General features: G+C 71.0%; 19 protein-coding genes. 18 read left to right on the forward strand and 1 reads right to left on the reverse strand.

Going from position 1 to position 14,415, the window contains the following annotated elements; translation table 11 throughout:
* Positions 1–101: 101 nt before the first annotated feature.
* Complete coding sequence (locus tag ACZLZQ_RS07775) at positions 102–2,264, reverse strand: transglycosylase domain-containing protein (protein WP_472949217.1); 2,163 nt, start codon at positions 2,262–2,264, stop codon at positions 102–104.
* Between the two features lie 113 nt (positions 2,265–2,377).
* Here ACZLZQ_RS07775 and ACZLZQ_RS07780 point away from each other — a divergent pair, with 113 nt between their 5' ends.
* From ACZLZQ_RS07780 to ACZLZQ_RS07865, 18 genes are all read left to right on the forward strand, one after another.
* Positions 2,378–2,851: a YcgN family cysteine cluster protein gene (locus tag ACZLZQ_RS07780; RefSeq protein ID WP_472948863.1), complete on the forward strand. Its 474-nt coding sequence runs from the start codon at positions 2,378–2,380 to the stop codon at positions 2,849–2,851.
* A gap of 174 nt (positions 2,852–3,025) precedes the next feature.
* Positions 3,026–3,400: a hypothetical protein gene (locus ACZLZQ_RS07785; RefSeq protein WP_472948864.1), complete on the forward strand. Its 375-nt coding sequence runs from the start codon at positions 3,026–3,028 to the stop codon at positions 3,398–3,400.
* Between the two features lie 23 nt (positions 3,401–3,423).
* Positions 3,424–4,893 carry a DNA-packaging protein gene (locus ACZLZQ_RS07790; RefSeq protein WP_472948865.1) on the forward strand — a complete coding sequence of 490 codons (1,470 nt, stop codon included), beginning with the start codon at positions 3,424–3,426 and terminating at the stop codon, positions 4,891–4,893.
* 319 nt (positions 4,894–5,212) lie between these two features.
* The gene (locus ACZLZQ_RS07795) at positions 5,213–6,442 is read left to right on the forward strand and encodes a phage portal protein (RefSeq protein WP_472949218.1); all 1,230 of its coding nucleotides are present in this window, start codon (positions 5,213–5,215) and stop codon (positions 6,440–6,442) included.
* A 39-nt stretch (positions 6,443–6,481) separates the two neighbouring features.
* A complete protein-coding gene (locus ACZLZQ_RS07800) occupies positions 6,482–6,826 on the forward strand; it encodes a DUF6107 family protein (RefSeq protein WP_472931419.1) in 345 nt (114 codons plus the stop codon).
* Positions 6,827–6,828: 2 nt separating this feature from the next.
* Complete coding sequence (locus ACZLZQ_RS07805; protein WP_472948866.1) at positions 6,829–7,605, forward strand: HK97 family phage prohead protease; 777 nt, start codon at positions 6,829–6,831, stop codon at positions 7,603–7,605.
* A 91-nt stretch (positions 7,606–7,696) separates the two neighbouring features.
* Positions 7,697–8,965: a phage major capsid protein gene (locus tag ACZLZQ_RS07810; protein ID WP_472948867.1), complete on the forward strand. Its 1,269-nt coding sequence runs from the start codon at positions 7,697–7,699 to the stop codon at positions 8,963–8,965.
* A gap of 125 nt (positions 8,966–9,090) precedes the next feature.
* Positions 9,091–9,651, forward strand: a complete 561-nt coding sequence (locus ACZLZQ_RS07815; RefSeq protein WP_472948868.1) for a head-tail connector protein — start codon at positions 9,091–9,093, stop codon at positions 9,649–9,651.
* Positions 9,651–9,983, forward strand: coding sequence for a phage head closure protein (locus ACZLZQ_RS07820; protein WP_472948869.1), 333 nt, complete (start codon positions 9,651–9,653; stop codon positions 9,981–9,983). Before ACZLZQ_RS07815 ends, ACZLZQ_RS07820 begins: the two co-directional genes overlap by 1 nt.
* A complete protein-coding gene (locus ACZLZQ_RS07825; protein WP_472948870.1) occupies positions 9,980–10,213 on the forward strand; it encodes a hypothetical protein in 234 nt (77 codons plus the stop codon). Before ACZLZQ_RS07820 ends, ACZLZQ_RS07825 begins: the two co-directional genes overlap by 4 nt.
* Positions 10,214–10,293: 80 nt before the next feature.
* Positions 10,294–10,704 (forward strand): DUF3168 domain-containing protein, encoded by a 411-nt coding sequence (locus ACZLZQ_RS07830; protein WP_472931425.1) that lies wholly within the window; start codon positions 10,294–10,296, stop codon positions 10,702–10,704.
* A gap of 116 nt (positions 10,705–10,820) precedes the next feature.
* Positions 10,821–11,234: a phage major tail protein, TP901-1 family gene (locus ACZLZQ_RS07835; protein ID WP_472948871.1), complete on the forward strand. Its 414-nt coding sequence runs from the start codon at positions 10,821–10,823 to the stop codon at positions 11,232–11,234.
* The gene (locus tag ACZLZQ_RS07840) at positions 11,234–11,569 is read left to right on the forward strand and encodes a gene transfer agent family protein (protein WP_472948872.1); all 336 of its coding nucleotides are present in this window, start codon (positions 11,234–11,236) and stop codon (positions 11,567–11,569) included. Before ACZLZQ_RS07835 ends, ACZLZQ_RS07840 begins: the two co-directional genes overlap by 1 nt.
* On the forward strand, positions 11,566–11,784 hold the full coding sequence (locus ACZLZQ_RS07845; protein ID WP_472948873.1) for a rcc01693 family protein: 219 nt from the start codon (positions 11,566–11,568) through the stop codon (positions 11,782–11,784). Before ACZLZQ_RS07840 ends, ACZLZQ_RS07845 begins: the two co-directional genes overlap by 4 nt.
* A 3-nt stretch (positions 11,785–11,787) precedes the next feature.
* The gene (locus ACZLZQ_RS07850; RefSeq protein WP_472948874.1) at positions 11,788–12,369 is read left to right on the forward strand and encodes a phage tail tape measure protein; all 582 of its coding nucleotides are present in this window, start codon (positions 11,788–11,790) and stop codon (positions 12,367–12,369) included.
* Between the two features lies 1 nt (position 12,370).
* Positions 12,371–12,997 (forward strand): phage distal tail protein, Rcc01695 family, encoded by a 627-nt coding sequence (locus ACZLZQ_RS07855; protein WP_472948875.1) that lies wholly within the window; start codon positions 12,371–12,373, stop codon positions 12,995–12,997.
* Positions 12,994–13,881 carry a phage/gene transfer agent baseplate hub protein gene (locus tag ACZLZQ_RS07860; protein ID WP_472948876.1) on the forward strand — a complete coding sequence of 296 codons (888 nt, stop codon included), beginning with the start codon at positions 12,994–12,996 and terminating at the stop codon, positions 13,879–13,881. The genes ACZLZQ_RS07855 and ACZLZQ_RS07860 overlap by 4 nt, the downstream gene beginning before the upstream one ends.
* The gene (locus ACZLZQ_RS07865; RefSeq protein WP_472948877.1) at positions 13,859–14,413 is read left to right on the forward strand and encodes an NlpC/P60 family protein; all 555 of its coding nucleotides are present in this window, start codon (positions 13,859–13,861) and stop codon (positions 14,411–14,413) included. Before ACZLZQ_RS07860 ends, ACZLZQ_RS07865 begins: the two co-directional genes overlap by 23 nt.
* Positions 14,414–14,415 lie beyond the last annotated feature (2 nt).

Genomic DNA, 14,415 nt, shown 5'->3' on the forward strand with positions numbered 1-14,415 from the left:
TCGTTCCAAGGCGGGCCGATGCGGCTCATTTCACTTCCCGCCGCCGCTGGCAAGCCCGAAGCCGCTGGCCGAAGCCGTGCGGCGACGGCGCAGCGCCGGGCTTATTGCGGCGATGGCGCGGGGGAGGCCGGGCGGTTGGCGGCGACCTTTTCCGGCCCGAGCGGCGGGGCCGTCTCGAACTGGCGTCCGAGGTCGAGGAGCAGCTTCTGCGCCGCGTTGTTCAGCGACAGCGGGCGCACCGGCCGCGGGGCGGCATCGGGGGCCGCGGCGACCTTCTCGGTCGACGGCGCCGGCAAGGGATCCTTGATGAACGGGATCGGCTTCAGCTCGATGCCCTGGTGCGCCGCCTCCATGAAGCGATGCCAGGTCTGGACCGGCAGCGAACCGCCGGTCAGCTTGTTGGTCGGGCGGAAACTGTCATTGCCGTACCAGACGGCGGCGGTGAAGTTGCCGGTGTAGCCGACGAACCAGGCGTCACGGTAGCCTTGCGTGGTGCCGGTCTTGCCGGCGGCGCGCGTCATGGTGAGCTGCGCCTTGCGGGCGGTGCCCTTGATCGGCACCTGCACCAGCATCTCATTCATCGATTTCGCCGCCTGTTCGGAGAGGACGCGGTGGCGGGGGGGCATGTCGCGGTTGGCGTCCCACAGGATGTCGCCGCTGCCGTCGGCGAGCGACAGGATGGCATGGCGGTGCGAATCCATTCCGCCGGCGGGGAACACGGCGTAGCCGGTCGCCTGGTCGAGCACGGTGACCTCGGAGGTGCCGAGCGCCATGGTCTTGTCGCCGCGCAAGGGGCTCTCGACGCCCATCGCCTTGGCCAAAGCGGTGACCTTGGCCATGCCGATCTTCTGGCTGAGCCGGACCGGGACGGTGTTGATCGAGCGGGCGATCGCGTCTTCCAGCGTCACCCGGCCGGCAAACGAGCGGCCGTAGTTCTGCGGCGACCAGTTGCCAACGGTGATCGGGCCGTCGGAGATGACGTCGAGCGGCTTATAGCCGTTCTCCATCGCGGCGGCGTAGACGTAGCCCTTGAACGAGGAGCCGGGCTGGCGCAGCGCCTTGGTGGCGCGGTTGAACTGCGAGAGGCCGTAGTCGCGCCCGCCCACCATGGCGCGCACGCCGCCCTCGTCGTCGAGCACCACCATCGCCGCCTCGTCGACGCCGTAAGGCTTGCCGAACTGCTGCAGGTGATAGGAGACCGACTCGTCGGCAAGCTGCTGAAGGCCGGCGTCGAACGAGGTGCGCGCGACAAAATTGCGGTGCGGGATCTTCTCGGCGATGCGCTGCACCTCGGCGAAGGCGAAGTCGAGGAAATAGTCGGGCGAGGTAATGGCCGAGCGGTCGACGGCGGTGGCCGGCTGGCGGCGGGCGGCGACGACCTGGCCCTCGGTCATGAAGCCGGCCTGCACCATATTGGACAGGACCTCGTTGGCGCGGGCGCGCGCCGCCGGCAGGTTGATGTGGGGGGCGTATTTTGCCGGGGCCTTGAACAGGCCGGCGAGCATCGCCGCCTCGGCAAGGCTCACCTCGCGGATGTTCTTGGCAAAATAGAACTCGGCCGCCCCCGCCGCGCCAAAACTGCCGCCGCCCATATAGGCGCGGTCGAGATACATGCCGAGGATCTCGCGCTTGGTGAGATTGGATTCCAGCCAGAGCGACAGGAAGGCCTCGTTGATCTTGCGGTCGATGGTGCGCTCGTTCGACAGGAACAGGTTCTTGGCGAGCTGCTGGGTCAGCGTCGAGCCGCCCTGGACGACGCCGCCGGCCCGGGCGTTCTCGCTCAGCGCCCGCGCAAGGCCGAAGAAGTCGATGCCCCAATGGTCGAAGAAGCGGCGGTCCTCGGTGGCGAGCACCGCCTTGACGAACTGGTCGGGCATCTCGTCGATCGGGATGGCGTCCGAGCGAAGCACGCCGCGCCGGCCGATCTCATTGCCGTGACGGTCGAGGAACAACACGGAATAGTCGGTTTCGAGCGGCAGGCCATGGACCGTCAGCTTCATCGCCGGCTGGGCAAGGACGAGCATCATCACCATGCCGGCAAGGCCGAGCGTCAGCCCCTCGCAGGAGAGCTCGACGAGGAGGCGCTTGAAGCCGGTGGCGCGAAACCGCCGGGAGAAGATGGTAATGCTTTCCCAAATAGCGGAAAAGGCATGGAAAAACCGCCACAGGCTGGAGTCGATCCACGCGTCGAGCTCGATCAGCCGCGAGGGGTTCCAGCGTTTCGTGGGGGGTGACGATGATGGCACGTTCGACCTGTTCTCCAGCGGCCGGGGCCGTCTTTCGGACGGCTCTAGCACCGCAGTCCCTTCGATGAGATTAAGTGGCCGGATTATGCGGCGACAACAAGAAGACCTTGAGCTTATGAACGAAATTCCCCATGCGTGATTTCGGCAACAAACCGTTCTGGAAGGATACCACCCTCGAGGCGCTGAGCCCGGAGGAGTGGGAAAGCCTCTGCGACGGCTGCGGGCGCTGCTGCCTGAACAAGCTGGAGGACTGGGACACCGGCGAGATCGCCTGGACCAACGTCGCCTGCACGCTGCTCGACGGCCACAGCTGCCGCTGCTCGGATTACGAGAACCGCCGCGCCACCGTGCCCGACTGCATCGGCCTTGATGTCGAGGCGGTGAAGAAGATCGCCTGGCTGCCGCCGACCTGCGCCTACCGCCTGGTGCGCGAGGGCCGCGACCTCTACTGGTGGCACCACCTCGTCTCCGGCGATCCCGAGACCGTCCACCACGCCGGCATTTCCGTCCGCGACCGGACGATCTCCGAGGACGGGATGGAGATGGAGGATTTCGAGGAGCATCTTGCGGACTGGCCGGGGGACGATCCGGGGGAGGGGCGGTAGGCTCGGCCGAGAGTCCCCAAGCAGCCAGACACTGGCAGAGTAAGAATAATATCCTTCATAAGAAAATATGCCTTGACTGCGTGACGGTGATCGGGTAGCTCTAGGGTACAGTCGGAAAAGTGTGGCGGCGGGCTTTTGGTCCGGCCGCCTTTTTCATGTCCGGAGGGTGCGGGAATGGCGGAGGTGGCGGGTTCGTCCTTGTCGGAGCGGTTGCTGACGGTGCTGACGGGCGAGATGGCGGCGCTGGAGGCGGAGTGTGCGGGCGGGGACGGGCCGCCGGGCGGCGCCAAGGGGCGGATCGAGGCGGTCGGGCAGATGACGCGGACGCTGGAGAAGCTGCTGGAGCTGAAGCGCCTGGAGGCGCTGGAGGCGCGCGGCGGCGAGGATGGCGACGGCGAGACCGCGCGGCTGCGCGCCGAAATGCTGCGCCGGCTGCAGGCGCTCGATGCGCGGCGGCGCGGTGGGCCGGTGCTGTTCGACGGCGAGGGGCGGTTCGCGGGGGAGGGTGCCGGTCAGCCCGTCGCGGCTGCCGCCCGGGAACCGGCCTGACGAACCGGGCGGAAGGCATCGCGATGACGCTGGATGACGAGGCTTTCTGGGCGGCCGTCGGGGCGGCGATGGCGGACTGCCCGCCGGCGGTGCTCGCGGCGGCGATGCCGGGCTGGGCGAGCCTTGCCCGGCCGGAGCAATTGCCCCCGGCGGGCGACTGGCGGCAATGGCTGCTGATCGGCGGGCGCGGCTCGGGCAAGACGCGGGCGGGGGCGGAATGGGTGCGGGCGCTGGTCGAGGGGCATGCCGGGGCAAAACCCTATGGCCGGATCGCGCTGGTGGCGGAGACGCTGGGCGACGCCCGCGAGGTGATGATCGAGGGCGAGAGCGGGCTTCGGGCGAATGTCGGCGGGGTCCGCCCGGTCTATGAATCGACGCGGCGTCGGCTGGTGTTCGGCAATGGCGCGGTGGCGCAGGTGTTCTCCTCGGAGGATCCCGAGGCGTTGCGCGGCTACCAGTTCGACGCGGCCTGGGGCGACGAGCTGGCGAAATGGAAACATCCCGAGGCCTGTTTCGACAATCTGCAGATGGGCTTGCGGCTGGGCGACCAGGCGCGGGCGCTGTTCACGACGACGCCGCGGCCGGTGCCGCTGCTGAAACGGTTGCTGGTTGAGGCGGGGGTGCTGGGAGGCGGGATTGGTGGGGGGCTGGAGAGGGGCGGCAGCGGGGATCTGGTTACAGCATCAGGCGAGGCACCCCCCTCTGGCCATCCTGTATCCGGCTTGGCGGCCATCTCCCCCTCAAGGGCGGAGATCGGCGCGTCGGTGGCGCAGGCTATCCGGCGACCGTCCACGACGGTCGCGACGCGGATGCGGACGGCGGAGAATGCGGGGAATCTGGGGGCCGGTTTCGTCGAGGCGATGGCGCAGCGCTATGGCGGCTCGCGGCTGGCGCGGCAGGAACTGGAGGGCGAGTGGATCGCGGCGCGCGAGGATGCGCTGTTCGACCGCGCCGCGATCGACCGGCTGCGGGTGCGGGCGGCGCCGCCGCTGCGGCGGATCGTCGTCGGCGTCGATCCGCCGGCGACGGCCGGCAAGAACTCGGACGCCTGCGGCATCGTCGCGGCCGGGCGGGCGGCGGACGGGACGATCTACGTGCTCGCCGATGCCAGCCGGCAAGGCGCCAAGCCGCATGAATGGGCGGCGGCCGCGGTGGCGCTCTACGAGCGGCTGGAGGCCGACCGGATCGTCGCCGAGGTGAACCAGGGCGGCGACATGGTGGAGGCGGTGATCCGCACCGTCTCGCCGGCAGTGCCGGTGCGCAGCGTCCGGGCGACGCGCGGCAAATGGGTGCGGGCCGAGCCAGTGGCCGCCCTCTACGAGCAAGGCCGCGTCCGGCACGCCGGAAGCTTCGCGGCGCTGGAAGACGAGATGTGTGATTTCGGGCCGGACGGGCTGTCGAACGGGCGCTCGCCCGACCGGCTGGACGCGCTGGTCTGGGCGGTGACGGCGCTGCTCGCGCCGGTGGCCGAGCCGCGGGTGCGCGGGCTGTAGGCACGCGCTGCGGCTGATGAATGCGGCCGGTGCTTTCGTTGGTGGGGGCCTGCCGCTTTTCGTGCAGCGGGGCGGCGGTGCACCCCCCTCTGCCCTGCCGGGCATCTCCCCCTCATGGGGGGAGATCGATCGGTGGAGGCCGTCGCGGCTGTGCTCCGACGCTGAACCGCGGCGCTGGGCCGCGGCGCTGCCGAGGCAAAACCTCCCCGGCCGCAGGGCGAGGTCGACGGACCAAATGGGGCCGGCGCTGCGCCGTCTTCGACAATTCCGACATTACGGGGAGACCGACATGGGACTGCGATCGACGCTCGCGGGGATGATGACGCGCGCCTTGACGAACCCGCCGGCGGCCTTGGTGCGGCCGGCCGAGGGCAAGAGCGTCGGCGGCGGTACGCTGGTGTTCACCGACGCCTCGGACGGGGCTTTCGGGGAGCGGAGCTACCAGGGCCTGGCGAAGGCCGGGTTCATGCAGAACCCGGTGGTCTACCGCTCGATCCGGCTGATCGCCGAGAACGCCGCGGCGATCCCGCTGCTGCTCTACGAGGGCACGCGCGAGATTGAGGCGCATCCGCTGCTGTCGCTGTTGCGGCGGCCGAACGGGATGCAGGACGGCACAGGGCTGATCGAGACGCTGTGCGGGCATCTGCTGCTCGCCGGCGACGGCTTTCTCGAGGTGTCCGTGGTCGACCGGCCGCGCGCCCTCTTTGCGCTGAGGCCCGACCGGGTGCGGGTGGTGGAGGGGAGCGACGGCTGGCCGGAGGCCTACGAGTACAGGATCGGCAGCTATGTCCGGCGGATCGCGGCGGAGGGCGGGTCGGGGAGCATCGGCCCAGAGAGCGGGGGGCCGGATAGCGGCGGGGCGGAAGGCGGTGGCGGGGAGCGGCCGGGGCGGGTGCTGCACCTGAAGCTTTTCCATCCGCTGGCGGATGCGAACGGCTTTGCGCCGCTGTCGGCGGCCCGCAGCGCGCTCGACCTGCACAATGCGGCAGCGCGCTGGAACAAGGCGCTGCTCGACAATTCCGCGCGGCCGTCCGGCGCGCTGGTCTACCAGCCGGGCGAGGCGGGCAACCTCTCGCCGGACCAGTTCGACCGGCTGAAGGCCGAGCTCGAGGGCGGCTATACCGGGGCGGCGCGGGCCGGGCGGCCAATGCTGCTGGAGGGCGGGCTCGACTGGAAGGCGATGGGCCTGTCGCCGAAGGACATGGACTTCATCGAGGCCAAGAACCAGGCGGCGCGCGAGATCGCTTTGGCCTTCGGCGTGCCGCCGATGCTCATCGGCATCCCCGGCGACGCCACCTATTCCAACTATGCCGAGGCCAACCGCGCTTTCTACCGGCTGACCGTGCTGCCGCTGGTCCAGCGGCTCGCCGGCGCCATCGGCGACTGGCTGGGCGGACATTTCGGCGAGCCGGCGCTGCGCCTCGCTTTCGATGCCGACCGCATCGAGGGCCTCAGCGCCGAGCGCGAGGCGCGCTGGGCGCGGGTGAGCGCTGCGGACTTTCTCAGCGAGGACGAGAAGCGCGCGGCCGTCGGCTACGGGCCGCGGTGACGGGCGGCATTGGGCAGAAGAGCAAGGGGGAGAGCGGCCATGACGGCAGAACCGATCACCGCGGCGGCGGTGTGGGTGGCAAAGCTTGCGGGGGCGGCGGCGGGGTCGGCGATCTCGGTCGCCTATCTCCTGCCGCACGGGCGGCGCGAGGCGGGGGCGCGCTTCATGATCGGCGTCGTCACCGGTCTCGTCTTCGGCGCGCCGGCGGGCCTCGCGCTCGCCGCCTGGCTCGGCCTCGACGAGGCGCTGTCGGCCGGCGAGCGGATCATGATGGGCTCGGCGGCGGCGAGCCTCTGCGCCTGGTGGGCGCTCGGCATCCTCGCGCGCCTCGCGGCGCAGCTGGTGCCCGGCAAAGGCGGAACCGCCGCCGGCGGGGAGGGCTGAGCATGGCGAGCCCCGCGGGACCGCGACAGGGCGAACGCGAGACGCATGCCGCCCGGCCGCCAGAGACGGCGGCGGCACGGCCCGGCACGGCGGCAGCCGGCATGATCGCGGGACGGCCGGCGCCGCTGCAGACGAAGGCGGCCAGCGGCGTGCCGGTGCCGCTCCAAAGTAAGGCGGCTGGTGCGCTGGGCGTGGGTCTTCGCGGAAATGCCGGGATGGGCCGAGCCCTCGGAGGGGCACGGGGCGGCGGGATGGCGTCGGTCCCTGCGGCGGCGCGGGACGACAGTGCCGCCGCGGCGGCGGCCGGGACCGTGCAGGGCTATGCCGCGCTGTTCCACCAGGTGGATCTCGCCGGCGACCGCATCCTGCCGGGCGCCTTCGCCGCCTCGCTGGCGCGGCGGGGCGCGGGCGGCATCCGGATGCTCTGGCAGCATGAGCCGGGGCGGCCGATCGGGGTCTGGACCCGCGTTGCCGAGGATGGGCGGGGGCTCTTCGTCGAGGGCCGGCTGGCGATGGAGACGCGCGGCGGGCGCGAGGCTTTCCAGCTGATCGCGGCCGGGGCGGTCGACGGGCTGTCGATCGGTTTCCGGACGACGCGGGCGGCGCGCGAGACGGCGCCGGGCGGCGCCAGGCGGCGGCTGGTGGAGATCGACCTCTGGGAGATCTCGGTCGTCACCTTTCCGATGCAGCAAGGCGCCCGGGTGCGGGCGGTCGGCAACGAGGCCGCGCCCTTGGCGCTGCGGCTGCGTGCGGGCGCGCAGGAGATCGCGGGCGCCTAGCGGCGCTGGGCGGAAGAGCCGCTTGACGGTGCCGGCGCTTCGCCGGCGGCCGGGCGGCTTCAGGACAGTTTCAACCGAAGGAGGAGACGACATGCTGCAGACCATGAGCGCACCGGAGATCAAGGCCCTGACGGAGATGGGGCCCGCGACAGGCGAGGTCGGCCAGGCCTTCGACCAGTTCATGCAGGCCTTCGAGGGATTTCGCGAGGCGAACGACGGGCGCCTGTCGGAGATCGAGCGGCGGATGACGGCGGACGTCGTCAGCGAGGAGAAGGTCGACCGCATCGGCCGGGCGCTCGACGAGCAGGAGCGGCGGCTGGAGCGGCTGGTGCTGAAGCAGATGCGGCCGGCGCTCGGCGGCGCGGGCGGCGAAGGGCACGAGGCGCGGCCGAGCCAGCACAAGACGGCGTTCGAGGCCTATATCCGCGGCGGCGACGAGCGGCATGTGCGGCGCCTCGAGGAGAAGGCGATGTCGGGCGTCACCGGCGCCGATGGCGGCTTCCTGGTGCCGGCGGAGACGGAGACCGAGATCGGCCGGCGGCTGGCGGCGATCTCGCCGATCCGTGCCATTGCGAGCGTGCGCACCGTGTCTTCCTCGGTGCTGAAGAAGCCGTTCGCGGTGTCTGGCGCGCAGACCGGCTGGGTGGCCGAGACCGACATCCGCCCCGGCACCGCGGCGCCGACGCTGGCGGAGCTCAGCTTTCCGACGATGGAGCTCTACGCCATGCCGGCGGCGACCAATGCGCTGCTCGACGACAGCGCCGTCGATATCGACCGCTGGATCGGCGAGGAGGTGGAGCAGGCCTTCGCCGCGCAGGAATCCTTGGCCTTCGTCAGTGGCAACGGGGTCGCCAAGCCGAAAGGCTTCATGACCTACGACACCGTGGCGGAGAACGCCTGGACCTGGGGCAAGGTCGGCACCGTCTCGACCGGCCAGGCCGGCGGCTTCCTGCCGGGGCTCGGCGCCGACGCGTTGATCGACCTCGTCTACGCCGTGAAGGCCGGCTACCGGCAGAACGGCAACTTCGTGATGAACCGGCGCACGCAGAGCGCGGTGCGCAAGCTGAAGGACGCCGACGGCAACTATCTCTGGCTGCCACCGGCCGGCATCGGCGCGAAGGCGACGCTGATGGGCTTTCCGATGGTCGAGGCCGAGGACATGCCGGACATCGCGGCCGGCTCCAAGGCCATCGCCTTCGGCGACTTCCAGCGCTTCTACCTGATCGTCGACCGGCAGGGCGTGCGGGTGCTGCGCGACCCCTATTCGGCCAAGCCCTACGTCCTCTTCTACACCACCAAGCGGGTCGGCGGCGGGGTGCAGGATTTTGACGCGGTGAAGCTTTTGGCCTTCGCGGCATAGCCGGACGCGGCGCCGGCGGAAGGTGCCGGCGCGCCGGGCTCCGGGAACAGACGAGAGGAAAGGCCGGGCGGCAACGTCCGGCCTTTCGCATGTGGGGCCGTCAGAATTTTGGAAGGATGCAGGTGATGACGTTGATCGACCTCGGGGGCGTGCTGGCGGAGCCGGTGACGGTCGCCGATCTCAAGACCTTCTGCCGCATCGAGCGGGACGACGAGGACGGGCTGATCGCCGCTCTGGCGAAGGCCGCGCGCGAGACGATCGAGGCGGAGACGCGGCTGGTGCTGGTGCGGCGGTCGTTCCGGCTTGCCGTCGATCCCGTGCCGCGCGACGGCTGGATCGAGGTGGAGCGGCACCCGCTGCACGGGGTGAGCGGGATCACCGCTTTCGACGCGGCCGGGGTGCCGACGGTCTTCGGACCGGAGGAGGCGGTGATCGAGCGGGCGCTGGGCATCGAGGCGGTGCGGGTGTCGCGCCGCGTCGTGGCGGCCGCCGTGAACGGGGTGGAGATCGAGGTCGAGGCCGGCTTCGGTGCGGGCGAGGTGCCGGAGAACCTGCTTCTGGCGATCCGGCGGATCGTCGCGGTTTCCTACGAGCTGCGGGCGGCGGTGCCGGTGGCGATGCAGCCGGGGCTGGTGCCGCCTTCGGCACGGGCGCTGCTGCAGCCGTTCCGGCGGGTGCGGCTCTGATGGCGCTGAGCTTCATCGATCCCGGCCTCCTGCGCCGGCGCGCGGTGCTGCAGGCGGCCGAGCTCGTGCCGGATGACAGCGGCGGCGCGGTGGCCGCCTGGCACGAGGTGGCGGAGGTCTCGGTGCATGTCGAGCCGATCTCGGCCGAGCGCCAGCAACGCTTCGGGCAGAACGAGGTGGCGGTGACGCACCGGGTCACTTGCCGGGCGCGGGGCGACGTGGAGCGCGGGATGGCGTTCGCGATCGGGCCGCGGCAGCTGGTGGTCGAGGACGTCCGCGATCCCGACGAGAGCGGGCGCTATCTCGTCTGCCGCTGCCGGGAAGAGACGTGAGGATCGTCGTGCGGGTGCGCCTGCCCGAGCGGCAGTTGCGGGCGGCGATGCGGCGGGACGCGGCGCGGGCATCCGCCGGTGCTGGCATGGACGGCGGGGGCGTGGGCGGCGAGGGCTGGGGAGGCCGGTTGCCGGGAACGTCGATGCTGTCAGCGCTGCTGCGCCCTGTCGCCAGCGGACGGGCTAAAACGGCGGCAGAGACTGCATCCGGAAAGATTGACGAAAATTAACGGTTGGGCGCATCGACTTTCGACAGGCCTCACAGCATATTTTGATGCAACACGATGGGTGATGCCGGAGGTTTCTGACCATGATGCAGGCGAGCGCCGAGTTGCAGACGACCATTTTCCAGACCCTGACCGGTGATCCGGCGCTGACCGCGCTCCTCGGTGGGCCGAAAGTCTTCGATCATATTCCGGAAAAGGCGCGGTTTCCGTACCTGACCTTCGGCCGCACGACCGTGGTCGACTGGTCGACGGGAACGGAGGATGGCGCCGAGCACCTCCTGACGCTCCACGTCTGGGGCAAGGGCGGCGGCAAGGCCGAGACCTACGAGATCATGAACCAGGTCACCAACAAGCTGCACGACGCGCACCTGCCGGTTTCCGGCCACACGCTGGTGAATCTGCAGCTGCAGTTCGCCGAGGCGCGGCAAGAGCCGGAGTCGACGACCTATCACGGGATCCTGAGGTTCCGGGCGGTGACCGAGCCGGTGGCGTAAGCCGACGCCGGCGAGGCCGGACCGGCAGCGGACGGCTATCCGGCACAGACGACAGACGAGAGCACTGACAACAGGCGGTCCCCCCGGGGCCGCCTTTTTCTTTGGGAGAAGCTGAGATGGCGGCGCAGAGGGGCAAGGATCTTTTGCTGAGGCTCGACGCGGCGGGCGGCGGCACGTTCGAGACGGTGGCGGGGCTGCGGACGCGGCGGATCGCCTTCAACGCCGAGACGGTGGATGTGACCGATGCCGAGAGCGCCGGGCGGTGGCGCGAACTCCTCGGCGGCGCCGGCGTGCAGCGCGCGGCGCTGTCGGGCGCCGGGGTGTTCAAGGATTTGGCGTCCGACGCGGCGGTGCGGCAGATCTTCTTCGAGGCGCGGATTGCGGCCTTCCAGGCGGTGATCCCAGATTTCGGCCGGATCACCGGGCCGTTCCAGCTGACCGCGCTCGAATATGCCGGCGAGCACAATGGCGAGGTCAGCTTCGAGCTGACGCTGGAATCGGCGGGCGCGCTCGCCTTCGTGGCGCTGTGATGGCGAACCGGCGGCGCGGCGAGGTGGGCGTGCTGATCGACGGGCGCGAGCGGGTGCTCTGCCTGACGCTCGGGGCGCTGGCCGAACTCGAGGATGCGTTCGCGGTGGAGGACGTCGCGGCGCTGGTGCAGCGCTTCGGCTCGGGCCGGCTCGCGGCTCGCGACCTGATCCTGATCATTGCGGCGGGTCTTCGCGGCGGCGGCGAGAGCGCGAGCGCGGCGGAGGTGGCGGCGATGCGGATCGAGGGCGGCGTGGCGGGCGCGGCGCGGGTGGTGGCCGATCTCCTCGGTGCGGCTTTCGGCGAGGGCGACAACGCTGCGCCCCTTCGCCCGTGAGCGCGGCGCCGGACGAGGGCGGCACGGCGTTTCCCTGGGACGCGGTGATGGCGGTTGGGCTCGGGGTGCTGCAGCTGGCGCCCTCGGAGTTCTGGCGGATGACGCCGCGCGAGTTCGCCTCAGCGATCGCGCCCCTCCTGCCGGCGCGGCCCGTGCCGATCGGGCGCGCCGGGCTGGCGGCGCTGATGCAACAATTTCCCGATGAGGCGAGGTGAGCCATGGCCGACGAGACGCTGACGGTGGCGGTCGAGGCGGACACCGCCGCATTCGATAAGGCGCTGGGGGACCTGTCGGGCAAGGCGAACGCCTTCGGGGCGGCGCTGACCTCGGCGCTGCGCGGGGCGACGACCGGCGGCAAGTCGCTGGACGGGGTGCTGCAGCAGCTGGCGACGCGGCTCTCCTCGATCGCGCTCGGGGCGGCCCTGAAGCCGCTGGAGAACGCGCTCGGTGGCGTCGCCGGGCAGTTCTTCGGCGGGCTCGGCAGCCTGTTCGGCGGCGGGGGCGGGGCGGGTGCCACGGTGACGCCGTTCGCCAAGGGGGGCGTCGTGGCTTCGCCGAGCTATTTTCCGAGCGGCGGGCAGATCGGGTTGATGGGCGAGGCGGGGGCCGAGGCGATCCTGCCGCTGAAGCGCGGTGCCGACGGCTCGCTCGGCGTCGCCGCGGGCGGGGGAGGCGCGAAGGCGGCGCCGACGATCGTCTTCAACGTGACGGCGAGCGATGCGGCGAGCTTCCGCCGCTCCGAGGCGCAGATCCAGGCGATGCTCGCACGGGCGACGCAGCGCGGACGGCGGGGGCTTTGAGATGGAATCCTTCAGCGAAGAACGCTTTCCCCTGCGCATCGCCTTCGGCACGTCGGGCGGGCCGGAGCGGCGGACCGACGTCGTCCGGCTGTCGACGGGCTTCGAGACGCGCAACCAACGGCACCGGCACGCCTTTCGCCGCTACGATGCGGGATCGGGCGTCAGGAGCCTTGCCGACCTTTCGGCCGTGCTCGGCTTCTTCGAGGCGCGGCGGGGCAAGCTCGTCGGCTTCCGGTTCCGCGATCCGCTGGACCATGGGTCCGCCGCCTACGGCCACGCGCCGACGGCCTTCGACCAGGCGATCGGGACGGGCAACGGGACGGTGCGCAGCTTCGCGCTCTGCAAGCGCTACGGCACGGGAGGCGACGCCTATGTCCGGCCGATCGAGAAGCCGGTGGCGGAGAGCGTCGTCGTCGCGGTGAACGGGGCGGTGACGGCGGGTTTCACGGTCGATGCCGCGACCGGGATCGTCCAGCTGGCGACGGCGCCGGCGGCGGGGGGCGCGGTGACGGCGGGGTTCACCTTCGACGTGCCGGTGCGCTTCGACCTCGACCAGCTGGTGGTGAACCTTGCCGCTTTCGAGGCCGGCGAGATCCCGGCGATTCCCCTGGTGGAGATCCGGCCATGAGAGACGTATCCGAGGCGCTGAAGGCGCATCTGACGGGACAAGCGACGACCACGGCGCAGTGCTGGCGGCTGACCCGGACGGACGGGGTGGTGCTCGGCTTCACCGACCATGACGAGACGATCCGCTTCGACGGCACGGATTTTCAGGCGGCCACCGGGCTAACGGCGAGCGAGGCGGAGACCGCGCTCGGGCTGTCGGCGGGGACGCAGGAGGTGGAAGGGGCGCTGTCCTCGCTGGCGATCCACGAGGCCGACATTCTGGATGGGCGCTATGACGGGGCGGGGATCGAGGTGTTCCTCGTCAACTGGCAGGCGCCGGCGCAAAGGCTGCGGATCGATGCGGGGATGCTGGGCGAGGTGAAGCGCGGCGGTCAGGCTTTCACCGCCGAGCTGCGCGGCATCGCCAGCCGGCTCGACCGTCAGCGCGGCCGGCTCTACCGGCGCCGCTGCGACGCGGTGCTGGGCGATGCGCGCTGCCGGGTCGACCTCGCCGCCGCGGGCCGGTCCGTCGACACGGTGCTCTCCGCCCTGTCCGGCGGGGCGCTGATCGTGCCCGGCATCGACGGCGATCTCGAGCGCTTCGGGCAAGGGCATCTCCTCTGGCTCGGCGGGGCGGCAGCGGGGCTGAAGGCGGAGGTCTCGGCGGCGCAGCGGGGGCTGGACTTGAGGGTGCGGCTGTCGCTGGTTGGCGGGACGTCGGCGGGCATCGTCGCCGGCGATCCGCTGCGGCTGTTTGCCGGCTGCGACAAGAGTTTCGCCACCTGCAAGGCGCGCTTCGGCAATGGGCTGAACTTTCGCGGTTTTCCGCATCTGCCGGGCAATGACGCGGCGATGAACTATGCCCGCTCGGACGGCCGGCACGATGGCGGACCGGTGGTGCCATGAGCGGCGGGGAGGCGGATGGTGCTTTGCCGGAAACCGCTGCTGCGGTGCGGGGCAGCGGAAGCCAGGACGGCGCGGCGGGGCGGGAGCGGGTGCTGGCGGCGGGGGGTTCATCGGGACGCCCTATCGGCATCAGGGTAGCCGAAAGGGCATCGGCTGCGACTGTCTCGGCCTGATCAGGGGAATCTGGCGCGAGCTCTACGGGGAAGAGCCGGAGGATCCCGGCCCCTATACGCCCGATTGGGCCGAGCGATCGGTCGGCGAGCCGCTGATCGAGGCGGCAGGGCGGCACCTGCGGCCGATCGCGGTCGGCAACGCGCTGCCGGGGGATGTCGTGCTGTTCCGCTGGCGGACCGGGATGACGGCCAAGCATTGCGGCGTCCTCGACATCGGCGATGCCGGGGATGGCAGAGAGGGACCGCCCGGCGGGGGCATGCGCCTCATCCACGCCTACGAAGGCTCGGCCGTCCTGTCATCGCCGATGCCGTCGGCCTGGGTCCGCAAGATCGCGGCCGCTTTCAGATTTCCGGAGTAGGC

It is taken from the genome of Mesocryomonas lacus, from assembly GCF_055730105.2.